Source organism: Wolbachia endosymbiont of Ctenocephalides felis wCfeT (assembly GCF_012277295.1).
Lineage (GTDB): Bacteria > Pseudomonadota > Alphaproteobacteria > Rickettsiales > Anaplasmataceae > Wolbachia.
Window position 1 is genome coordinate 885,862 of sequence record NZ_CP051156.1, and the last position, 22,751, is coordinate 908,612.

Below are 22,751 nucleotides of genomic sequence, written 5' to 3' on the forward strand. Positions count from 1 at the left end.
AGTTTATGTAAGCGTTGTGATTCGGAGTTTATTGTTTAATATCTTTCTCGTATTGTGGGAAGTATGTTATACTTTTATTACTTTACCTGTAATTCTTTTTCCTGCTTGTATAATCAGTATTTTTCTAGTCTTTTCAATAAGAGTTGTATTGTTTATGCTTCGCTTATTATGCGGTGTTGGATACAAAATTGAGGGGATGCAAAACATCCCTAATCAGCCTTTTATAATTGCATCTAAGCATCAATCTCCCTTTGAGACGTTCATCTTTATATTATTGTTTCAAAAAGCAGTTTTTATTTTAAAGCGTGAATTGAAGTGGATTCCGTTTGTTGGTTTACACCTTATGGCACTAAAAATGATTTTCATTGACCGCTCAAACAGTATTGGCTCCATACGCTATATAATAAAATCGGCAAAGGTACATATAAAAAACAACAGAAACATAATAATATTTCCTGAAGGCATGAGAACAACCGGAAAACAGAAAGTAAAATATCAACCAGGCATTGCAGCTTTATATAGTGCATTGTCTATTCCTGTGTTACCAGTTACTTTAAACACTGGTTTATTTTGGCCCAAAAGTATACTTTCTTTGAGAAGAAAGCCAGGTAAGGCAACAATAAAAATATTACCTCCTATATACCCTGGACTCAACAAAGATGAACTTTTACAAAAATTAGAGAAGGTAATTGAGAGGAAAATATAATAGGTAGGTACCCTAACTTAAAGTTTTCAGGAGTCGACCCTATTGGGCTTTGTTGCATCGCTCTTTGGATAGGAGGCAATGCATAATAAATTCATGAAGCTATCTCAAATTTAGCCATGCCTATTTCAGTAAATTTGTTCAGCAAATAACACTTGAGTAGCATTTCTTTCTCACGGTTAATCTCAGATTTGTTCCTAAAACTAAACCCAAATGTTTGCTTCAGTCGCGAGAAAAAACTTTCTATATAAGATCTCTTCCCATAATTTATCTCTTTTTTCCACTTCTTCATACCATCTTCACCATATGACTTTATGAGCTTGATTGTAGAATTTCTCTCAGCCATATAATCCAGCTTTGGATGCTCCACTGCATTGTTTTGCAGAGGAATTTTTGTCTTTATGCCAAGCTCATTGCACAATTTGTATAACTTCTTTCGATTATATGCTCTGTCTGCATATAGTGTGCTTATATTGTATTTAGCATTAGCCCTTGCAATAAGATCACAGGCTCCATAGTGGTCAGAATAAACTCCACTACTGTATTTTGCAGCTATGACTTTTTTGCTACCTATCTCCAGCATTACATGCAATTTTCTTGTTTGCTTATAGCCACGGTACTTTCTATCTGTACCGTTTGCCTTACTATGGCCTGGAATATTATTGTAGATGCTTATTCCAGTGCTATCTATGGCGATCTCAATATTTTCCATACTGTTTTTATCATGTCTTCGATCATTAATTTTTAAGTTAAGCTTTTTGAATCTTCTGGAAGCCTGGGAATAGCTGATAACTTGCAAATTTTTTCCTATTTGCTCAAGGTATCCCGCTATAAACCCCACCGTTTGTCTTAGGCCTATTCTAAACAAATAAGTTATTATGTGAATTAGAATTACGACTTTATCACTATAAATATTGTTGCCACCGGCCATTTTGGGACTTTTTTCGTACCAATTTTCTATGGCATCGTTGACGTAATAAAAAATATTTCCTCTTTCTTGGAGAAATTTGTTATATTCGTAGCAGTTACTGACTTTCATTTTGACTGGCATATTTTTCCTTTGTCGGTTAAATGCCTGTTTATAATGAATTTTGTCAGTAACTCCCAGTTCTTTTTACTTTAGCTATGCAACAAAGCCCGCTAGAATCCAGGTCTTTTTAACTTGATCCTATAAATAGTATGACAAAAAAGCTTTATTATTAAAACATTTCTATTAATTTCATAATCATAGCTATCCACTCTATTTTCTTTAAAAATATCATAATTAATATATAAATTTTATCTAATACTCTTAATTTTCGTCGACTTTTTAATATGATTATGGGAAGTTATATGAAAATCAGTTATTTCCAAAACGGAAATAACTGGTCTTTAAAAGTATGTTGCCGCATAGTAATAGCGTTAAAGTTGTAATTTTGGTATCCATTCAGCCGGGCGGTAAAATAAAGAGTAGACAAGGAATGCTAAAAAGGTAAACTAGAGTGGCTGTGAGGTAATATGGTTGATCTTTTAGAATTTTGCGAAAGTTTAAGCAGACTATAGAAAAGTTAGAAACAAAAATAGAAGAGCTTAAAGCAGAAAATAAAGCGCTAAGGATCGAAAACGCTGAGTTAAAAGAAAGGCTTGGCTTAAATTCAAAAAATTCATCTATACCAAGCTCCAAAGAATTATATAAGATGAGGGAAAATAAGCCAAAAAGTGACAGGAAAGTAGGAGCACAGGTTGGACATAAAGGCAGTTACCGCCCTAAAATGGAGGCAGATGAGATGGTAAAAATAGAACTGCCCAATACGTGTGAGTGCGGAGGAGAAATTGCGGTATCAAAAGATCCGTATACTCATCAAAAGGTCGATTTGCCGGAAATCAAGCCGTATGTAGTTGAATATCAACTAGAGCATGGACGTTGCAAAAGATGTGGAAAAAGAAAAAGTAGCAAGCTACAAGAAGGAGTAACTGCGGACACATTTGGTCCAAGAGTTAAGTCAGTAATTGCAGCATTAAGTGGATTTTACAAGAATTCGAAAAAAGAAGTGGCAAATATTATAAAGGACATTTTCAACCTGGATATCAGCGTCGGTAGTGTATCAAATAGTGAGGCTAGAGTGGCAGAAAAATGCCAAGAAGCATATGAGCAAATTGAGGAAGAGGTAAGCAAGAGCAAAATTTTACATATCGATGAAACTAGCCATTACAACAAAGGTAAACAGGGCTGGTGCTGGATGTTTGCGAGCAAAATAGGAAGTGTGATCAAATTGACAGAGTCAAGAGGGATGAAAGTCCTGGAAAATAGTAAATTTGGAAAGAATAACAACCTAGTAGTGACCGACAGATATGCAGCTTACAACTACTTTTCCAGCAAGAAAAGGCAGGTCTGTTGGGCACATTTAGCAAGAGATTTTGAAAGGTTGTCTCATAGTTGGAATAGCGAAGTGAAAGTTTTGGGGTATTATTTAAGGAATGTTGCTACTGAATTATTTGCATTGAAAAAAGCTCTGTTAAAGGATGAAATAGACACATTAAGGTTCATAAGAAGAGCAAGAAAATTATGCAAGCGAACGAGATATTACTTAAAGAATATATCAAATTTACCCGAGGCAATTGGAGCGTCTCGAGTAGCAAAAAATATCATGAAATCGGATCTGATGATGTGGAAATTTTTGGACGATCCAGAAAATATTCCACTGACAAACAACTATGCTGAGCAACAGATTCGGCATTACGTTGTTTACCGAAAAGTTTCATATTTTACACAATCGAAACGGGGAAATATGTTTCTTGAGAGGATAATTTCATTGTACTTGACTTGGAGGCAAAAGAAGTTAAATCCTTTTCAAAACCTACTGGCTATTGCTTCTTAAGCCATACACCTGAATGGATACGTAATTTTGAGGTTTATGGAAATTTTAGTGTTTGTATGGTTGTGAATTAGACTCACAAGTTAGCATAAGCTCTCTGGATTCTGGAAATTTCACATCTAATTGTGAAAATACGTATTTATTTAAGAAATATCCTGTAATTTTTAATCCTAACTTAAATTCCTGAAGTGAGTAGCTATTTTGTAGCTTATTATTATATATATCATGCAACATTTGAGGAAAGGGTAACAGTTTATCTGCATAATGATTTCCAACCTCTTTTGACACTGCTCTGCCAGTTTTTGGCGAAATAAATTGTAAATTTTCCTTAGCACCTGTGGCAGCACATTGAGATAAGTCTAACTTAAATCCCAACTGCGTAAGAAGTAAAAGCTCTAAATTAAGATAATAACTTTGCCAAGCTTCACCGCTCAATTTTATAACTTCAATGAAATGGCGAAAATTGTTGTAAAGTGCAGTACAAGATTCATTTTCTGGCAGCACTTTCTCTAAAATAGAAGCAAAAGAAACAATAGCTATGTTTTTTAATCTATCAGAGAAAAAATGATGAAATGATGATTCAATTAATTCACATTTAAAAAATCCTAGATTTTCAGGTAGTTTTGCACTCCATTCTACGTGTAATAGATTACTTATTTGAAATTTATGGCTACTGCTTTTTGTTACTCTAGCTAATCCTCTATATTTTCCATAATTTTTTGTAAATAGAGAAAGAATTAAATTTTTATCTCCATATTTTTTAGTAGCAATAATAATGCCTTCACCTTTCCATCTCATTTAAAGTAACTTTTCTTGTAAGTAAAATTTTACTCATTTTTAAGCTGAATTATATTTATTTTTAATAAATCACGTTGTATAATTTAGTATTAGTTATGGTTAGGTGGTATTATGGCTAACTCTACAAAGCTTGAAAGTTTGATTAATGCAATTGTAGCAGGCAATTATGAGGGTGTAAAAGAAGCTCTATATGCAGGTAGAATAAATGGATGTATAGAATCTGCAATAGTTAATCTGGGAGATAAGGAAACTCCTTTGCATGTTGCTCTGAGGCAGCTACGCCCTAACAAAAACATTATAAAGCTATTGTTGGAAAATGGCGCCAATCCATCTTTGGAAAACGGTAATGGGGAAACTCCTTTGCATGTTGCTCTGGGAAAGTCAGACCCTAATATGGACATTATAAAGCTACTGTTGGGAAAAGGTGCTAATCTATCTTTGGAAAACAGTAATGGGGAAAATTCGTGGTGTTTAGTTATTAAAAAAAGGAACCTGGAAAATATATTCTTACAACAAGTTGAGCAGCTGTCAAGGGGATCAGCAAATGGATTTGATGTTAAATATCATTACAGCAGACCATTAAATGACAAGGGGAGAGAAGTAAACAGACATGGAGATAATTACTTACATATAGCTGCAAGAGCAGGAAATATTGATGCTTTCTTATTGACTTTTAAGAAAGCATTGGAAGGCAATGTTGGTTTATTAGAGTATAACGAAGATCATGAAAATCCATTTCATTTAGCGGCAAGAATGGGAATGCTGTTGCCAGCAGTTAAAGGAATGCTCAGTCATTTAGAGTCAACAGCAGAAGGTAAAATAAAAAAGTTAGAAGACTCTATTAAAAAAGCAAAAGAAGCTGGGGAAAACGCAAGAGAAGATCAAAAAAAATTAAGGGAAGTAAAAGAAAAATTAGAAAGCGATAAGGGCTACATTAAAAATGCACTGCACAACAAGTGCTCATTGAATAAATCTATGAGAACTCCTCTTGATTGTATAAGTAAAGAAGTAAAAAATGAAGTAAAAAAAGCTGCAGGCATAAAAAACAGCTTTGTATGCGATAGAAAGGCTATCTTACTCTTATGTACAGCATTAACTATAATGTTTGCTGTTCTTACAGTTGCACTTTTATGCTTCTTATCTGTGTACTCTCAACCTTTTGCATTAAGTTCAGCAGCTACAATGGCTTTTGGCGGATTTACATATTTTGCGGCTAAAACATGTAGCGGATTGTATGATATGTATAATGAAGGCACTTCAATGCACGACGTTAATGTTACACCAATTGCAGAATTGGCTCGGTAATAAAATCACTTGCAGGCAATTGTATACTTTTTTAAATTAAAAAGTATACTTAATAAAATGATAGAAAAGAAATACAGTAAAATTTTAATAGCAAACAGAGGAGAAATTGCCTGCAGGATCATAAAAACTGCTCGTAAGATGGGTATATCTTGCGTTTGTGTTTACTCAGATGCAGACATCAATTCTGTACATGTAAGGCAGGCAGATGAAGCGGTGTACATTGGCCCTTCTCCTTCATGTCTTAGTTATTTAAATATTGATAAAATATGTGAAGTGGCAGTTGAAACAGGTGCTCAGGCAGTTCATCCTGGCTATGGTTTCTTAGCAGAAAATCCAGATTTTCCACGTGCTTTGCAAAAACACAATATAGACTTCATTGGGCCAAGCACAGAAACAATAGAAGTTACAGCTAATAAGATCACAGCAAAAGAAGCTGCACAGAAAGCCGGAGTAAATGTTGTGCCAGGATATATGGGTAAGATTAACGATGTTGTCCATGCAGCTAGCGTTGCTGAAGAGATTGGTTTCTCTGTCATGTTGAAGGCAGCCTCTGGCGGTGGTGGCAAGGGAATGCGAATTGTAAACTCTAGAAAAGAGATTGAATTAGCATTTACATCAGCAACCAATGAAGCAGAAAAAAGCTTTAAAGATGGTAGTATATTCATAGAAAAGTATATAGAGCTACCAAGACATATCGAAATACAGATTATTGCAGATAATTATGGAAATATAGTATGCCTTGGAGAAAGAGAATGCTCAATACAAAGAAACAATCAGAAAATAATAGAGGAAACGCCAAGTCCATTCATAAGTGAAGAAGTAAGACAAGAAATGTATGCTCAATGCGTTTCGCTAGCAAAGCAGGTTGGTTACTTTTCAGCAGGAACTGTTGAGTTTGTTATGGATAAGAATCAAAAATTCTATTTCCTTGAAGTGAATACGAGGTTGCAGGTTGAGCATCTAGTGACAGAGTTTGTAACTGGAATAGATATAGTAGAAGAAATGATAAGAACGGCCTGCGGAGAGAAGTTAAGGTTCAGTCAAAGTGATATTAAGCTTACTGGCTCTGCAATGGAAAGTAGAATCTGCGCTGAAGATCCATCGAAAAAGTTTTTTCCATCAAGTGGAAGAATTAAATATTATGACAAGCCAAATGAGAATGATCACATAAGAATAGATGATGGAGTTGCTTCAGGTTCAGAAATAAGCACATTCTATGATTCTATGATCGCAAAAGTGGTAACATATGGAAAAGATAGGATAGAAGCAATCAACAGGATGCAGAAAGCATTATCTGAGTGTTACATAGAAGGTGTAACAAATAATATAGAATTTCTTGAGTCTATTTTTCACAATCCAAACTTCATTGCAGCAAAGCTTCACACGAAATTTATTCCAGACCATTACCCTAATGGGTTTCATGGTGATTTTGTCGCAGAAGAATATATTAGAATATTTATTTTTGCTGCATTATATACTCACTTAGAAAGGGAAAATAGGTACTGTAGTAAACCAGAAGTATTTGTAGTAGGGGTAAATGAGAATGAGTATTCAATATATGCAGAATATGAAAGTGGCATATTAACAACTACGTATAATCATAATACTTACTCTGTAAAAGGTCAGTGGAAATCAAGTCACAAGTTATTAAATATCATAATTAATGGTGATACCAACATAACACTTAAGGTAAATAAGCAAGATGGTAAGTATTTTATCAGGCATGCCGGGATGAAGGCTGTATGTTGTGTATTTAAACCTCATGTAGCTAAGTTAAATAAGTTAATGCTGGAAGATAAAGTAGATGAGGTTTCAGCAAATATTGTAAAATCGCCAATATCTGGTTTATTAGTAAAGCTACATGTAAACGTGGGAGATCAAGTAGAGGTAGGACAACCTTTATTTATTGTTGAGGCTATGAAAATGGAAAATATAATATGCGCTGAAGCGGCAATGATAATAAAGAATATCAATATTCAGGAAGGAAAAAATGTGCAAGCTGGTGATGTGGTACTTGCTAATTGCGGATAAAACAGATATAAATTACTCAACTGTTACAGACTTAGCTAAGTTTCTTGGACAGTCAGCATCTAGCCCTTTTTTCACCGCAGTAAAATAGGCAAGAAGCTGCATAGCGACGCTGTAGATTATTGGAGAGATAAAATTATCAACTTCTGGAAGTTGTATCACATCTGTGCAAATTCCTCTTAAGAATGGTATTCCTTGCCTATCACTGAAGGCTATCACTTTACCCTTTCTTGCAATAATTTCTTGTATGTTAGACAGCGTTTTAAAAAATAAATTATCATATGGAATAATTGCTATTACAAGCACCGTTGAGTCTATTAATGCAATAGAACCATGCTTCATCTCTCCTGCAGCAATGCCAATAGTGTTGATATATGAGAGCTCCTTAATTTTTAAAGCGCCTTCCATTGCTACCCCATAAGAACTACCTCTGCCGATTAAGATGACATTATTGTGTTCCAATATACTATCTGCCACGTGCTGTATTTTTACTATATTCAAGACATGCTCAACACACTCGGGAACAGAGTTAATGGCGCTGCTTAGCTGTTTTATTCTATTCTCACTTAGCGTACATTTTGATTTTGCAATTTCCACAGCAAAGCAAGCTAAGATCGCAAGCTGCGCAGAAAAAGTTTTTGTTGATGCAACACCAATTTCAGGACCAGCAAGAGTGTGCAGCACGATGTCCGACATCTTTTCTATGCTGCTACTAAATGTATTAGTTATGCTGATAATTGTTTGCTTTTGCGATTTTGCATAGCGTAATGCTTCCATAGTGTCTGCAGTTTCACCAGATTGAGAGATGAATAATGCAACACAACCCTCTTCTGCTTTAATGTTGCTGTATCTAAACTCTGATGAAATTTCTAAATAAACTCGGACTTGGGCAATGCTTTCTAGCCAATATTTAGCTATTAGACCAGCAAAATAGGATGAACCACACCCAACTATGGTAAGCTCAGAAAGCGACTTTTTATTAAACTCGCTATACTTTTGATAAAATTGATTTATTGTTTTATTCAGTGCACACGGCTGCTCAAAAATTTCTTTTAGCATGAAGCTTGAGTAACCATTTTTGCTAATCAAAAAATCACTTGGTGTATTATTCTCTATGTTGCGCTCAACTTGTACACCATTGTTATATATAATAACTTCGCTGGATTTTATTACTGCAACATCATCATCTTCGAGATGCAATATTCTTTCTACAAATGCACTTAAGGTATTAGAATCAGATGCGGCAAACATTGCATTGCAATTATAACCTATAGCTAGAGGCAAATTTCTTTTTGCCACAAATAAAGCATCTGGATGTTCTGCAAATAATATGACCAAAGCAAACGAGCCATGCAAGCTACTTAAACACTTAAATAGAGAATCAATAGGTGATGAACCTTCATTGAGATATAAGGTTAGCATATTTGGTATAACCTCTGTATCAGTGTCAGTATGAAATAGCATTCCTCTTTTTTCTAAGCTCTTTTTAAGTAAATCATAATTCTCAATTATACCATTATGTGCAACAACAACTTTACTTGTATGGATGGGGTGAGCATTTTTAAGCCCTGGCATGCCATGTGTGGCCCAACGAGTATGTGCTATACCAACTGTGCTGCTAGACATTTGATTGCTACTCACAACTTCACACAGTCTTGCAACCTTTCCTTCTGATTTTGTAACCTCTATTTCACCTGTATTGTTTATTATTGCTATGCCTGAAGAATCGTATCCTCTATATTCCAGTTTTTGCAGCCCGGCCAGTAAGGTTGGTATTACTGAATCACCACTGCTTACTGCACCAAATAATCCACACACAACTGATAAAGCATTACCTCAAAATTATGCAGCATTTTTGCTTTTATTTCCCTTTCCCTTTTTATTTTCTGCTATGATTTTATCTTTCTCTATTTTATTTTTTTCGACAGGTTGCATTGCTACTTGTTGAGCGTCTTTGCTTAAAACCTCAGATATAGCAGATTTTAAAATCTTGACTTCAACTTTTGGTGCTATTTCTACTATAAACTGTGCATTTGTCTCATCAACTCTATTTACTGAACCTATTATCCCAGCAGAAGTGATCACCATATCACCGCGTTTTATTTGATCTATAAGCTTTCTGTGTTCCTTTAGTTTTTTTTGTTGAGGTCTAATAATCAGAAAGTAAAATACCACAAATATTAAAATTAATGGAATAAAGCTAGCAAAAGATGCGCCAGCACTTGATGTTTCTGCACCTGCTGCAAAGGCTTCAGAAATAAACATATTCAAACCTAATCGTTAATCTATTATAAATCTTATCTACAATGCTACAATATGTCAAGTAAGTTAATGCGGTCTGGCATTTGTATATGGACTATCTAAAGAAAAGGGAGGAATTATCACTTTAAAAATTTTTGTACTCTCTTCATTAAGAAATTGATAGCTTCCTTGCATTATTCCTGATGGAGCATTTAAATATGTTCCACTTGTATATTTGAATACTTCTCCGGGTCTTATGATAGGCTGTTCTCCAATAACGCCAATACCGTCAATTTCATTTTTTTGTCCTTTATAGTCTATTACCTGCCAGTGACGGCTTAGTAATTGAATAGTTGATTTACTCTTATTTTTTATTTTGACATTATAAATCCACACATAACAATCTTCATGAGGAATGGATTGCTCTTCAATGTAAATTGGTAAAACTGTAACTTCAATAGAGTTGGTAGTAAGCATGTATTTTAGAGTCATTATAGAATGTTTATTATAAAGAGATGACATGTTAATTATATACTTTTTTTATGGATTTTTCAAGATATTTTCATTAAGAAATATTTGGAATTTTTGGACTACGTTTATGATTATACAAGAGCTAAATTTTACAAGCAAGTTCTGGCTTAAAGGTGCATGCATAAACATCGTCTAAAAACTCTTTCTCCAAACAAACACTCTTGTGAAACACATTTAGCATTTTTAATTTTGCAGCTCCACCCAATTGTTCAGAAAAACGATCAAAAATTTCTATAACATACTTCACACAATGCGCGAACTCTTGACCGGAATAGGTTTCAATCCAAAGATGAAAGGAATTTAGAGAATTAGCATTTTTAGCTATATATAATCCAGCTTCATGATAAACCCAAACAGCAGGTAAGATTGCTGCTATAATAACTTCAATAGGCTCATTTATTGATAAGTCAATCAAATATTTCACATAATTCGATGTTGCATTTGCAACATTACCAGTGACCTTTAACTCGAGTTCATCACCAATGAATTTGTTTACAATTTCTTCACCGATAATTATGGAATCCAATGCAAATTTTGAAAATTGCTTGATGTTTTCTGCATTGTGAGATAGTGCTGCAATCTTAGCAAATACGCGTGCCAGACCTTTTAAATATATGGAGTCCTGTTCTATATAATAGCCAAACTTTTCTTTTGGCAGTGTTCCCTTCATTAACTCCTGATTAAATGGATGTTCAATAAGTGCTTTGTAAATGCTTTCCGATTTTTTCCATGCCTCTTCTGACAACTTCACTGGAATACCTCGCTACTAAACCTATTTCAGATATTACGTGATTTACATAAAAAAAGACAGAACTTTTTTACTTTTAAGCATATATTTTTAATATACTTAAAATAGTATACTTATTCACCTGTACCGGTATCGTCAAAAGCCTCCTCCCATGTGCCTTGTGTTGCTGCACGGCTATATTCAGTAACTCTATTTTCAAAGAAGTTTGTATGCTCAACGCCATTTAGTATCTCATCAAGCCATGGGAGAGGATTGTCATTTATATCATACATATTATCAAGACCAAGCTGCGTTAACCGTCTGTTTGCTATATAGCGTATGTAATTACGCACCTCTTCTGCAGAAAGTCCTTCAACATCCCCTAAATCAAAAGCGAGCCTTATGAACTTATCTTCAAGCTCAACAATAGTGCGACATGCGGAGTATAGTTCCTCCTTAAATTCATCATTCCAAATTTCGCTATTTTCTTTTATAAATGTATTAAACAAAGTAATAATTGAGTTAGTATGCAAGGTCTCGTCACGTGCTGACCAAGCGATTATCTGCCCCATACCCTTCATTTTTCCAAAACGCTGAAAGTTAAGTAAAATTGCAAATGATGCAAACAATTGCAGCCCTTCGGTAAATGCACCAAACACCGCCAAGGTTTTAGCTACATGTTTTTTATCGTGTTTTTTGCTTTCTTCAAACTCTAGCATATATTCGTACTTCTTTCTCATAGCATCATATTTTAAGAACGCCTTATACTCATCTTCTGGCATACCAATTGTATCCAAAAGATAGGAATAAGCAGCAATATGTATGGTTTCCATGTTAGAAAAACTTGCAAGCATCATGCATATTTCTGTTGGCTTGAATATGTTTGAATAATGCCTCATATAGCAGTTATTTACTTCAATATCTGCCTGAGTAAAGAACCTAAAGATTTGAGTAAGTAAATTCTTCTCTACATCTGAAAGTTTGGTTTTCCAATCCTTTACGTCATCCGCAAGTGGAACTTCCTCAGGTATCCAATGTATCCTTTGCTGCTGCAACCATGCATCATATGCCCAAGGATAATTAAAAGGTTTATATATTGGATCTGCTTTTAATAATGACATAGGATACCTGAATAATAAATGTTATACTAAGTTATATTGAGTTGTACTAAGAATGCAACTTTTAAAGATTTGACGATCAATAGCCCTATCAGTATATTATAGACTTAAGTAATTTATTAACAGAAATGCGAATATTAATATCCTTTGTTTTATTATTCTTAGCTGGCTGCATGCACACGACTTATAATCACGGTGCTCCTGGCATGAGTGTTGAATTGTGGAGCAAAATAAAAGTGGGAGATGATAAAGAAACGATAGTTCATACTTTAGGATCACCAACATTAGTATCAAGATTTGATGATAATACTTGGTATTACATCTCATACAAAATTAAACAAGCCAATTTCCTTGGAAAAAGAAAATATAGCAGTAAGTCCCTGCAAATTTCATTTGATAATGCAGGCAAGGTTGCAGATATAAAAGAAATTAACGTTTCTGAGAGATCTTTAGTTTCTACTTTCACACATTAACCACCAATGCCAGTGCCTGACTGGCATTGGGGTAAGTTTTTCATGCAAGCGGTGCTGCTATTTGTTGTATCCATTCAGCCGGGCGGTAAAATAAAAAGTAGACAAGGAATGCTAAAAAGGTAAACTAGAGTGGCTGTGAGGTAATATAGTTGATCTTTTAGAATTTTGCGAAAGTTTAAGCAGACTATAGAAAAGTTAGAAACAAAAATAGAAGAGCTTAAAGCAGAAAATAAAGCGCTAAGGATCGAAAACGCTGAGTTAAAAGAAAGGCTTGGCTTAAGTTCAAAAAATTCATCTATACCAAGCTCCAAAGAATTATATAAGATGAGGGAAAATAAGCCAAAAAGTGACAGGAAAGTAGGAGCACAGGTTGGACATAAAGGCAGTTACCGCCCTAAAATGGAGGCAGATGAGATGGTAAAAATAGAACTGCCCAATACGTGTGAGTGCGGAGGAGAAATTGCGGTATCAAAAGATCCGTATACTCATCAAAAGGTCGATTTGCCGGAAATCAAGCCGTATGTAGTTGAATATTAACTAGAGCATGGACGTTGCAAAAGATGTGGAAAAAGAAAAAGTAGCAAGCTACAAGAAGGAGTAACTGCGGACACATTTGGTCCAAGAGTTAAGTCAGTAATTGCAGCATTAAGTGGATTTTACAAGAATTCGAAAAAAGAAGTGGCAAATATTATAAAGGACATTTTCAACCTGGATATCAGCGTCGGTAGTGTATCAAATAGTGAGGCTAGAGTGGCAGAAAAATGCCAAGAAGCATATGAGCAAATTGAGGAAGAGGTAAGCAAGAGCAAAATTTTACATATCGATGAAACTAGCCATTACAACAAAGGTAAACAGGGCTGGTGCTGGATGTTTGCGAGCAAAATAGGGAGTGTGATCAAATTGACAGAGTCAAGAGGGATGAAAGTCCTGGAAAATAGTAAATTTGGAAAGAATAACAACCTAGTAGTGACCGACAGATATGGTATCCATTCAGGTGTATGGCTTAAGAAGCAATAGCCAGTAGGTTTTGAAAAGGATTTAACTTCTTTTGCCTCCAAGTCAAGTACAATGAAATTATCCTCTCAAGAAACATATTTCCCCGTTTCGATTGTGTAAAATATGAAACTTTTCGGTAAACAACGTAATGCCGAATCTGTCGCTCAGCATAGTTGTTTGTCAGTGGAATATTTTCTGGATCGTCCAAAAATTTCCACATCATCAGATCCGATTTCATGATATTTTTTGCTACTCGAGACGCTCCAATTGCCTCGGGTAAATTTGATATATTCTTTAAGTAATATCTCGTTCGCTTGCGTAATTTTCTTGCTCTTCTTATGAACCTTAATGTGTCTATTTCATCCTTTAACAGAGCTTTTTTCAATGCAAATAATTCAGTAGCAACATTCCTTAAATAATACCCCAAAACTTTCACTTCGCTATTCCAACTATGAGACAACCTTTCAAAATCTCTTGCTAAATGTGCCCAACAGACCTGCCTTTTCTTGCTGGAAAAGTAGTTGTAAGCTGCACATCTGTCGGTCACTACTAGGTTGTTATTCTTTCCAAATTTACTATTTTCCAGGACTTTCATCCCTCTTGACTCTGTCAATTTGATCACACTCCCTATTTTGCTCGCAAACATCCAGCACCAGCCCTGTTTACCTTTGTTGTAATGGCTAGTTTCATCGATATGTAAAATTTTGCTCTTGCTTACCTCTTCCTCAATTTGCTCATATGCTTCTTGGCATTTTTCTGCCACTCTAGCCTCACTATTTGATACACTACCGACGCTGATATCCAGGTTGAAAATGTCCTTTATAATATTTGCCACTTCTTTTTTCGAATTCTTGTAAAATCCACTTAATGCTGCAATTACTGACTTAACTCTTGGACCAAATGTGTCCGCAGTTACTCCTTCTTGTAGCTTGCTACTTTTTCTTTTTCCACATCTTTTGCAACGTCCATGCTCTAGTTGATATTCAACTACATACGGCTTGATTTCCGGCAAATCGACCTTTTGATGAGTATACGGATCTTTTGATACCGCAATTTCTCCTCCGCACTCACACGTATTGGGCAGTTCTATTTTTACCATCTCATCTGCCTCCATTTTAGGGCGGTAACTGCCTTTATGTCCAACCTGTGCTCCTACTTTCCTGTCACTTTTTGGCTTATTTTCCCTCATCTTATATAATTCTTTGGAGCTTGGTATAGATGAATTTTTTGAACTTAAGCCAAGCCTTTCTTTTAACTCAGCGTTTTCGATCCTTAGCGCTTTATTTTCTGCTTTAAGCTCTTCTATTTTTGTTTCTAACTTTTCTATAGTCTGCTTAAACTTTCGCAAAATTCTAAAAGATCAACCATATTACCTCACAGCCACTCTAGTTTACCTTTTTAGCATTCCTTGTCTACTCTTTATTTTACCGCCCGGCTGAATGGATACTCAGCGAAGATCTCCTACAATCGATATACTAGAGTTATCTTCAGTAAATAAATCAAGCATAATATTAGGTATTCTACTATCAACTATGTGAACAACTCCAGCACATTCTTCTATCATTTTGGAATATGCTGTAAGCCTTTCAATGAATTTTTCCCCTCTAATTTTTCCATATTCAATGGATATATTTAAACTACTAACTGAAACTTTGTTACCAATAATTTGATTCATTTCTTCGTTTGTATCGCTAAAGATTATCATTTTAGACGCAGAAACTGCAATTGCTATTATGCTTGCAACACTATCAGCATCAATATTATACGTCTCTCCGTTTTTTCCATACCCTATGGGTGCAATAACAGGTATGAAATCTGATTCCTCAACAAAAAATAATATATCAGGATTGATCTCAATTGGTTTGCCAAAGAATCCCATATCTAATATCTTTTCGATATTGTTTGCACTATTTTCTCTAAGAGTGGAAGTTATCCTCTCAGCCTTTATCAAATTGCCATCTTTTCCGCATAACCCAATAGCTGAACCACCTGCAGAGTTTATATGCTGGACAATTTTTTTATTTACTGAGCCACATAGCGCCATTTCAATGATTTTCATGGTATCTTCATCTGCAAGTCTGATATCATTTACAAATTTACTACTCATGCCCAGTGTTTTTAATACTGAATCAATTTCATATTCTCCGTCATGAACTATGATTGGATTTATACCAAGCTGTTTTAATAGAACAACATTGTATACAAAAGTGTTGAATAGGATCTCATCTGAAAGCATTATGCTATTACACTTAATAACAAAGGTTTCACCTACAAAATTGGGTATATTAGATAGCACTTCAAGCAATACCTCTGCCTTCTGCTCGAACGGTATGGTGCTACTCATTTTTTTACTTTGCAAATCTGAAAAACTCATCTCTTACCTTATATTTCACACGGGTGCTGATTTTATGAATTAATACATCTTCGTTATTAATCCATCTTTGAGTGTCTTCTAAAACAGTATCCAAGCTTTTTTGACTGATTTTGTCTGTCTTTGTTAACACAATGTTAAAGTTAATATTATTACATTTTAACCAATAAATGAAGTCTTTGTCTATTTCTTTTAATCCTATCTTGCTGTCTATTAGCACGAACACTCTCCTTAAGTTGTTCCTTTTAACTAGATAATACTCTATTAAGCTTAAATATTTAATAATTTCCTCCTTACTTGCGCGAGAGTAGCCATATCCTGGTAAATCAACAAGTCTGAATTTATCATTATACATAGAGTAGAAGTTTATTTGCTTGGTGCATCCTGGCTTGGAGGAAACTCTGGCAGCTTTCTTGCTGTTAATTAACAAATTGATAAGACTTGATTTCCCAACATTTGACCTGCCAGCAAATGCTATCTCTGGAATTGATTCATCAGGCAATGATTTTTTATCTGTTGCTCCGAATACGAAATTACAAGTTGAAGTTATTCGTCTTACCATTATATATAGAAATATTCAGGGTAGTAGGTATAATATAGCGTTATTGCTTGATATAAGGAATTTTTTATTTCAGAATTGCTAATATGGACATAGAGAATAATTTACAAGATCTAAAGAAAAAATTCAATGATATAGAAAAAAAATTAGGGGACCCAACTCACCTTAGTCAAAAGGAATTTATCAGTTTTTCAAAGGAATACTCTGAGCTCAGGCCAATAATCAAGATAATTAATGAATATGACACACTACTGGAGGAGATTACGGATTTAGAAGAAATAATGAAGGATGAAGGTAGTGATCACGACATAAAAGAGCTAGCAAAAGAAGAATTTTTTGAAAAACAGAAAGTGACATTACCGCAAATAAAGACGAAATTAAAGCTAGCGCTATTGCCCAGGGATGAGGATGATTCAAGAAACGCAATATTAGAAATTAGAGCAGGGACGGGAGGGGAAGAAGCAGCATTGTTTGCAGCGATGTTGTTTCGCATGTACCAAAAATACGCAGAAATAAGGAATTGGAAGTTTGAGCCGATTAGCATTTCTAATACAGGTATAGGTGGATATAAGGAGGCATCTGCGCTTATCAATGGAACAGAAGTGTTTGCAAGGCTAAAATTTGAATCAGGAGTGCACAGAGTGCAGAGAGTGCCAGAAACGGAGTCCTCAGGTAGATTACATACTTCTGCAGCTACTGTTGCAATATTACCTGAGGTGGAAGAAGTTGATTTTAAAATAGAAGAAAAAGATTTGCGGATAGATGTTTATAGGTCCAGTGGCCCTGGTGGGCAGTCGGTTAATACAACCGATAGTGCGGTAAGAGTCACGCATTTGCCAACTGGAATAGTTGTAATACAGCAAGATGAAAAATCGCAGCATAAGAACAAAGCTAAGGCATTAAAAGTCTTAAGGGCAAGATTATATGAAATTGAGAGACAAAAAAAGGAAGCGGAAAGATCCACAATGCGGAAAAGCCAAATTGGCTCAGGAGATCGCTCCGAGCGCATTAGGACGTATAACTTTCCACAGTCAAGAATAACAGATCACAGAATTAATCTAACTTCGCATCGGTTAGAACAAATTATCAAAGAAGGTGAACTAGATGAATTTATTGAAGCACTAATTTCCCGAAATGAGGCAGAGAGATTAGCTGGAGAGGGTTAATTAAATTTTGATTCATTTGGCTGAACTATAGCTCTCTCTAGTAAAAGATATATATTAAAAGTATTACAATCTTAGTATAATTTTAATAATTAATTTCTATTATAATATGAATTTAAAATATTACGGAAATGCCTTGGCTATACTTACTATTATCCAGCCTTATAGAGATATTGTGGGCTATAGCACTAAGGTTTAGCGATGGTTTTACTAAAACTATGCCGCTAATTGTAACGTTAGTTAGTATGGTCTTGAGCATTTATTTTTTATCTCTTGCAGTAAAAGATCTTCCTATTGGAGTATGTTATGCAATTTCTTCTGGAATATGCACAGTTGGAGTGATTCTAATTGATGTTATTGCTCTTAAAAAGAAGATGAACTTGTATCAGACCATATGCATCGTACTGATAGTAGTAGGATCTGTAGGATTGGAATTCTTAACTAGAGCTTGAGCATGGATTGGTTATATTTATTATTATCAGCAGTAGTTGAAATATTTTGGGTTTTAACACTAAAAAGTAGTGCTGGGTTTACTGAGCTTATACCATCAATACTAAATATATTAACTATGACCTTTAGCACATATTTACTCTCGCTAGCTACGCGCTCTATTCCCATTGGAGTATGCTACTCAATTTGGACTGGGGTAGGTGCTGTAGGAGCTTCGATATTAGGAATTTATCTGTTTGATGAGCCATCTGGTACGTTTGAAATGATATGCTTTACTGTAATCATATTAGGAGTTATTGGGCTCAAAGTATTTGAGACTGCACCTGATAAATAGATATTAGAACTTGCATAACCATTATAAAGACAGCAGCCATTCAGGTGTTATTTCTGTGTGAAATTCACAACTGTACGAACATTGCGTTTTAGGCCAGTTACCAACAAAAGGGTGTCATACCAGTACTTGACATACATCTGTACGAACATCGTATTTTAGGCCAGTTACCAACAGAAGGGTGTCATCCTAGTGCTCGACACTAGGATCCAGCCTTTAAATTCCATTCAAAATAACTTTTATATTCATCATTTATGCCCAATTGAAATTCCTGGATTCTAGCGTCATGCGCCAGAATGACATCATTTTCTAGTGCATGAAGACCATATTACGTAAAAAAATTCAGTTATTTCCGTTTTGGAAATAACTGAATTTAAGGTATATTATGGATCATAAAGAAAGGTGTCATTCTAGCGCGTGAAGCACAGAAGTATACAAACGTTGTGTTTTAGGTCAGTTACCAACAAAAGGATGTCATACCAGTACTTGACATACATCTGTACGAACGTTGTGTTTTAGGCCAGTAGCTTCCACAAAACGGTGTCATCCTAGTGCTCGACACTGGGATGGCTTTGTTGCATCGCTCTTTGGATAGGAGGCAATGCATAATAAATTCATGAAGCTATCTCAAATTTAGCCATGCCTATTTCAGTAAATTTGTTCAGCAAATAACACTTGAGTAGCATTTCTTTCTCACGGTTAATCTCAGATTTGTTCCTAAAACTAAACCCAAATGTTTGCTTCAGTCGCGAGAAAAAACTTTCTATATAAGATCTCTTCCCATAATTTATCTCTTTTTTCCACTTCTTCATACCATCTTCACCATATGACTTTATGAGCTTGATTGTAGAATTTCTCTCAGCCATATAATCCAGCTTTGGATGCTCCACTGCATTGTTTTGCAGAGGAATTTTTGTCTTTATGCCAAGCTCATTGCACAATTTGTATAACTTCTTTCGATTATATGCTCTGTCTGCATATAGTGTGCTTATATTGTATTTAGCATTAGCCCTTGCAATAAGATCACAGGCTCCATAGTGGTCAGAATAAACTCCACTACTGTATTTTGCAGCTATGACTTTTTTGCTACCTATCTCCAGCATTACATGCAATTTTCTTGTTTGCTTATAGCCACGGTACTTTCTATCTGTACCGTTTGCCTTACTATGGCCTGGAATATTATTGTAGATGCTTATTCCAGTGCTATCTATGGCGATCTCAATATTTTCCATACTGTTTTTATCATGTCTTCGATCATTAATTTTTAAGTTAAGCTTTTTGAATCTTCTGGAAGCCTGGGAATAGCTGATAACTTGCAAATTTTTTCCTATTTGCTCAAGGTATCCCGCTATAAACCCCACCGTTTGTCTTAGGCCTATTCTAAACAAATAAGTTATTATGTGAATTAGAATTACGACTTTATCACTATAAATATTGTTGCCACCGGTCATTTTGGGACTTTTTTCGTACCAATTTTCTATGGCATCGTTGACGTAATAAAAAATATTTCCTCTTTCTTGGAGAAATTTGTTATATTCGTAGCAGTTACTGACTTTCATTTTGACTGGCATATTTTTCCTTTGTCGGTTAAATGCCTGTTTATAATGAATTTCGTCAGTAACTCCCAGTTCTTTTTACTTTAGCTATGCAACAAAGCCACCCTATTGCCATTGCAACTCTACTCAAAATGCTATACAATTCATCTGTTCAACACGCTAAAAATTATGGTCCTGACAAAATTCCTTGATCCAAAATGTGATTTAACTTTCAAGAGGATTTTCGGCTCAGAGAAGAACAAAAATATTCTCATTCACTTTTTGAACGATATTTTAGGCTTTACTGCAGAAAGCAAGATACAAGAAGTTGAATTCTTGAGCACTATCATGGACCCAGAGATTGCTTCTGATAAGCAAAGTATTGTCGATATTTTATGCAAAGATTCTGCCAACAATAGATTCATCATTGAAATGCAAGTGGCTCGTGACAAAGGCTTTGAAAAACGCGCTCAATTGTACGCTGCAAGGGCATATTCAAGGCAATTGGACAGATCTGGCAATTATGTTGATTTACAAAAAGTTTACTTCATCGCCATTGCTAATTGTAATTTATTTCCTGAAGAAGTAGATTATATATCCACACATAACATACGGGATATCAATATTAATGGAAATTATTTAAAAGATTTACAATTTGTCTTTATTGAGCTGCCAAAATTTCCTAAAAATGAAGTTAAGCAACTAGAAAATATCGTAGAAAAGTGGTGTTTTTTCTTTAAATATGCAGAGAACACCACAGACGAAGACCTAAAAAAGATTGCAAGAAGAGCACCAGTAATAAAGCAAGCTTATGAAGAGTTAAATAAATTCCACTGGGATGAAAAAGATTTGTTAGCCTATGAAGAGAGAATAATGGACTTACACAAGGAAGAAGCCATTATTGAATACAGAATTGACCTTGCTACTGCAAAGGGAAGAGAGGAGGGTAGAGAGAAAGGAAGAGAAGAAGGCAGAGAGGAAGGAATTAAAATTGGTGAAGAGAAGGGGATAGAGAAAGGAAGAGAAGCTGGAAAAATTGAGGTGGCAAAAAATCTACTTAAAATGGGTGTATCATGTATCCATTCAGCCGGGCGGTAAAATAAAGAGTAGACAAGGAATGCTAAAAAGGTAAACTAGAGTGGCTGTGAGGTAATATGGTTGATCTTTTAGAATTTTGCGAAAGTTTAAGCAGACTATAGAAAAGTTAGAAACAAAAATAGAAGAGCTTAAAGCAGAAAATAAAGCGCTAAGGATCGAAAACGCTGAGTTAAAAGAAAGGCTTGGCTTAAGTTCAAAAAATTCATCTATACCAAGCTCCAAAGAATTATATAAGATGAGGGAAAATAAGCCAAAAAGTGACAGGAAAGTAGGAGCACAGGTTGGACATAAAGGCAGTTACCGCCCTAAAATGGAGGCAGATGAGATGGTAAAAATAGAACTGCCCAATACGTGTGAGTGCGGAGGAGAAATTGCGGTATCAAAAGATCCGTATACTCATCAAAAGGTCGATTTGCCGGAAATCAAGCCGTATGTAGTTGAATATCAACTAGAGCATGGACGTTGCAAAAGATGTGGAAAAAGAAAAAGTAGCAAGCTACAAGAAGGAGTAACTGCGGACACATTTGGTCCAAGAGTTAAGTCAGTAATTACAGCATTAAGTGGATTTTACAAGAATTCGAAAAAAGAAGTGGCAAATATTATAAAGGACATTTTCAACCTGGATATCAGCGTCGGTAGTGTATCAAATAGCGAGGCTAGAGTGGCAGAAAAATGCCAAGAAGCATATGAGCAAATTGAGGAAGAGGTAAGCAAGAGCAAAATTTTACATATCGATGAAACTAGCCATTACAACAAAGGTAAACAGGGCTGGTGCTGGATGTTTGCGAGCAAAATAGGAAGTGTGATCAAATTGACAGAGTCAAGAGGGATGAAAGTCCTGGAAAATAGTAAATTTGGAAAGAATAACAACCTAGTAGTGACCGACAGATATGCAGCTTACAACTACTTTTCCAGCAAGAAAAGGCAGGTCTGTTGGGCACATTTAGCAAGAGATTTTGAAAGGTTGTCTCATAGTTGGAATAGCGAAGTGAAAGTTTTGGGGTATTATTTAAGGAATGTTGCTACTGAATTATTTGCATTGAAAAAAGCTCTGTTAAAGGATGAAATAGACACATTAAGGTTCATAAGAAGAGCAAGAAAATTACGCAAGCGAACGAGATATTACTTAAAGAATATATCAAATTTACCCGAGGCAATTGGAGCGTCTCGAGTAGCAAAAAATATCATGAAATCGGATCTGATGATGTGGAAATTTTTGGACGATCCAGAAAATATTCCACTGACAAACAACTATGCTGAGCGACAGATTCGGCATTACGTTGTTTACCGAAAAGTTTCATATTTTACACAATCGAAACGGGGAAATATGTTTCTTGAGAGGATAATTTCATTGTACTTGACTTGGAGGCAAAAGAAGTTAAATCCTTTTCAAAACCTACTGGCTATTGCTTCTTAAGCCATACACCTGAATGGATACCCTTTTTCAGGAATTTAGTTTAGAAGAAGTC

General features: G+C 35.2%; 18 protein-coding genes and 4 pseudogenes. 11 read left to right on the forward strand and 11 right to left on the reverse strand.

Annotated elements, in window-relative coordinates; translation table 11 throughout:
- Positions 1-16: 16 nt before the first annotated feature.
- Positions 17-706 (forward strand): lysophospholipid acyltransferase family protein, encoded by a 690-nt coding sequence (locus HF197_RS04305; RefSeq protein ID WP_168464396.1) that lies wholly within the window; start codon positions 17-19, stop codon positions 704-706.
- A gap of 91 nt (positions 707-797) precedes the next feature.
- On the opposite strand, the gene HF197_RS04310 is transcribed toward HF197_RS04305, so the two are convergent.
- Positions 798-1,754, reverse strand: coding sequence for an IS5 family transposase (locus tag HF197_RS04310; protein WP_168463922.1), 957 nt, complete (start codon positions 1,752-1,754; stop codon positions 798-800).
- 446 nt (positions 1,755-2,200) lie between these two features.
- Here HF197_RS04310 and tnpC (HF197_RS04315) point away from each other — a divergent pair.
- Positions 2,201-3,561: pseudogene (tnpC, locus tag HF197_RS04315) on the forward strand (IS66 family transposase).
- A 45-nt stretch (positions 3,562-3,606) separates the two neighbouring features.
- On the opposite strand, the gene recO reads toward tnpC (HF197_RS04315), so the two are convergent.
- Positions 3,607-4,356, reverse strand: a complete 750-nt coding sequence (gene recO, locus HF197_RS04320) for a DNA repair protein RecO (RefSeq protein ID WP_168464397.1) — start codon at positions 4,354-4,356, stop codon at positions 3,607-3,609.
- A 111-nt stretch (positions 4,357-4,467) separates the two neighbouring features.
- Between recO and HF197_RS04325 the strand changes: the two genes are divergently transcribed.
- The gene (locus tag HF197_RS04325; protein ID WP_168464398.1) at positions 4,468-5,661 is read left to right on the forward strand and encodes an ankyrin repeat domain-containing protein; all 1,194 of its coding nucleotides are present in this window, start codon (positions 4,468-4,470) and stop codon (positions 5,659-5,661) included.
- A 57-nt stretch (positions 5,662-5,718) separates the two neighbouring features.
- A complete protein-coding gene (locus HF197_RS04330) occupies positions 5,719-7,692 on the forward strand; it encodes an acetyl-CoA carboxylase biotin carboxylase subunit (protein WP_168464399.1) in 1,974 nt (657 codons plus the stop codon).
- Between the two features lie 12 nt (positions 7,693-7,704).
- Here HF197_RS04330 and glmS read toward each other — a convergent pair whose 3' ends face one another.
- The 5 genes from glmS to HF197_RS04355 all read right to left on the reverse strand — a co-directional run bounded on the left by glmS (position 7,705) and on the right by HF197_RS04355 (position 12,309).
- On the reverse strand, positions 7,705-9,507 hold the full coding sequence (gene glmS / locus HF197_RS04335; protein ID WP_168464400.1) for a glutamine--fructose-6-phosphate transaminase (isomerizing): 1,803 nt from the start codon (positions 9,505-9,507) through the stop codon (positions 7,705-7,707).
- A 24-nt stretch (positions 9,508-9,531) separates the two neighbouring features.
- Positions 9,532-9,954 carry a preprotein translocase subunit YajC gene (gene yajC, locus HF197_RS04340; RefSeq protein ID WP_168464401.1) on the reverse strand — a complete coding sequence of 141 codons (423 nt, stop codon included), beginning with the start codon at positions 9,952-9,954 and terminating at the stop codon, positions 9,532-9,534.
- 63 nt (positions 9,955-10,017) lie between these two features.
- Positions 10,018-10,422 (reverse strand): Co2+/Mg2+ efflux protein ApaG, encoded by a 405-nt coding sequence (gene apaG, locus HF197_RS04345; RefSeq protein ID WP_168464896.1) that lies wholly within the window; start codon positions 10,420-10,422, stop codon positions 10,018-10,020.
- Between the two features lie 121 nt (positions 10,423-10,543).
- On the reverse strand, positions 10,544-11,206 hold the full coding sequence (locus HF197_RS04350) for a TenA family protein (RefSeq protein ID WP_218938885.1): 663 nt from the start codon (positions 11,204-11,206) through the stop codon (positions 10,544-10,546).
- 116 nt (positions 11,207-11,322) lie between these two features.
- Positions 11,323-12,309 (reverse strand): ribonucleotide-diphosphate reductase subunit beta, encoded by a 987-nt coding sequence (locus HF197_RS04355; protein WP_168464403.1) that lies wholly within the window; start codon positions 12,307-12,309, stop codon positions 11,323-11,325.
- Between the two features lie 125 nt (positions 12,310-12,434).
- Here HF197_RS04355 and HF197_RS04360 point away from each other — a divergent pair, with 125 nt between their 5' ends.
- Positions 12,435-12,779 carry an outer membrane protein assembly factor BamE gene (locus tag HF197_RS04360; protein ID WP_168464404.1) on the forward strand — a complete coding sequence of 115 codons (345 nt, stop codon included), beginning with the start codon at positions 12,435-12,437 and terminating at the stop codon, positions 12,777-12,779.
- A gap of 145 nt (positions 12,780-12,924) precedes the next feature.
- Positions 12,925-13,772, forward strand: a pseudogene (locus tag HF197_RS04365) (IS66 family transposase); the annotation flags it as partial.
- Positions 13,773-13,782: 10 nt separating this feature from the next.
- Here the strand turns inward: HF197_RS04365 and tnpC (HF197_RS04370) are convergent.
- The 3 genes and pseudogenes from tnpC (HF197_RS04370) to yihA all read right to left on the reverse strand — a co-directional run bounded on the left by tnpC (HF197_RS04370) (position 13,783) and on the right by yihA (position 16,711).
- A pseudogene (tnpC, locus tag HF197_RS04370) lies at positions 13,783-15,143 on the reverse strand (IS66 family transposase).
- Between the two features lie 79 nt (positions 15,144-15,222).
- Entirely contained in the window at positions 15,223-16,149 is a 927-nt protein-coding gene (gene argB, locus HF197_RS04375) for an acetylglutamate kinase (RefSeq protein ID WP_168464405.1), read from the reverse strand.
- Entirely contained in the window at positions 16,124-16,711 is a 588-nt protein-coding gene (yihA, locus tag HF197_RS04380; RefSeq protein WP_174855550.1) for a ribosome biogenesis GTP-binding protein YihA/YsxC, read from the reverse strand. The genes argB and yihA overlap by 26 nt, the downstream gene beginning before the upstream one ends.
- 80 nt (positions 16,712-16,791) lie before the next feature.
- On the opposite strand from yihA, the gene prfA reads away from it, so the two are divergent.
- From prfA to HF197_RS04395, 3 genes are all read left to right on the forward strand, one after another.
- The gene (gene prfA / locus HF197_RS04385) at positions 16,792-17,871 is read left to right on the forward strand and encodes a peptide chain release factor 1 (protein WP_168464407.1); all 1,080 of its coding nucleotides are present in this window, start codon (positions 16,792-16,794) and stop codon (positions 17,869-17,871) included.
- 128 nt (positions 17,872-17,999) lie between these two features.
- Complete coding sequence (locus HF197_RS04390; RefSeq protein WP_168464408.1) at positions 18,000-18,320, forward strand: DMT family transporter; 321 nt, start codon at positions 18,000-18,002, stop codon at positions 18,318-18,320.
- A 2-nt stretch (positions 18,321-18,322) separates the two neighbouring features.
- A complete protein-coding gene (locus HF197_RS04395; RefSeq protein ID WP_168464409.1) occupies positions 18,323-18,652 on the forward strand; it encodes a DMT family transporter in 330 nt (109 codons plus the stop codon).
- A 611-nt stretch (positions 18,653-19,263) separates the two neighbouring features.
- Here the strand turns inward: HF197_RS04395 and HF197_RS04400 are convergent.
- Positions 19,264-20,220: an IS5 family transposase gene (locus tag HF197_RS04400; protein ID WP_168464050.1), complete on the reverse strand. Its 957-nt coding sequence runs from the start codon at positions 20,218-20,220 to the stop codon at positions 19,264-19,266.
- 153 nt (positions 20,221-20,373) lie between these two features.
- Between HF197_RS04400 and HF197_RS04405 the strand changes: the two genes are divergently transcribed.
- Entirely contained in the window at positions 20,374-21,282 is a 909-nt protein-coding gene (locus HF197_RS04405) for an Rpn family recombination-promoting nuclease/putative transposase (protein WP_168464410.1), read from the forward strand.
- Positions 21,283-21,338: 56 nt separating this feature from the next.
- Positions 21,339-22,699, forward strand: a pseudogene (gene tnpC, locus HF197_RS04410) (IS66 family transposase).
- Positions 22,700-22,751: the final 52 nt, after the last annotated feature.

Coding starts and splice junctions, on each gene's coding strand:
- HF197_RS04310 (WP_168463922.1), bottom strand. CDS start 1,754: ATGCCAGTCAAAATGAAAGTCAGTAACTGCTACGAATATAACAAATTT.
- apaG (WP_168464896.1), bottom strand. CDS start 10,422: ATGACTCTAAAATACATGCTTACTACCAACTCTATTGAAGTTACAGTT.
- HF197_RS04390 (WP_168464408.1), top strand. CDS start 18,000: ATGCCTTGGCTATACTTACTATTATCCAGCCTTATAGAGATATTGTGG.
- HF197_RS04395 (WP_168464409.1), top strand. CDS start 18,323: ATGGATTGGTTATATTTATTATTATCAGCAGTAGTTGAAATATTTTGG.
- HF197_RS04325 (WP_168464398.1), top strand. CDS start 4,468: ATGGCTAACTCTACAAAGCTTGAAAGTTTGATTAATGCAATTGTAGCA.
- yajC (WP_168464401.1), bottom strand. CDS start 9,954: ATGTTTATTTCTGAAGCCTTTGCAGCAGGTGCAGAAACATCAAGTGCT.
- recO (WP_168464397.1), bottom strand. CDS start 4,356: ATGAGATGGAAAGGTGAAGGCATTATTATTGCTACTAAAAAATATGGA.
- HF197_RS04360 (WP_168464404.1), top strand. CDS start 12,435: ATGCGAATATTAATATCCTTTGTTTTATTATTCTTAGCTGGCTGCATG.
- HF197_RS04405 (WP_168464410.1), top strand. CDS start 20,374: ATGGTCCTGACAAAATTCCTTGATCCAAAATGTGATTTAACTTTCAAG.
- argB (WP_168464405.1), bottom strand. CDS start 16,149: ATGAGTTTTTCAGATTTGCAAAGTAAAAAAATGAGTAGCACCATACCG.
- HF197_RS04400 (WP_168464050.1), bottom strand. CDS start 20,220: ATGCCAGTCAAAATGAAAGTCAGTAACTGCTACGAATATAACAAATTT.
- HF197_RS04330 (WP_168464399.1), top strand. CDS start 5,719: ATGATAGAAAAGAAATACAGTAAAATTTTAATAGCAAACAGAGGAGAA.
- prfA (WP_168464407.1), top strand. CDS start 16,792: ATGGACATAGAGAATAATTTACAAGATCTAAAGAAAAAATTCAATGAT.
- HF197_RS04355 (WP_168464403.1), bottom strand. CDS start 12,309: ATGTCATTATTAAAAGCAGATCCAATATATAAACCTTTTAATTATCCT.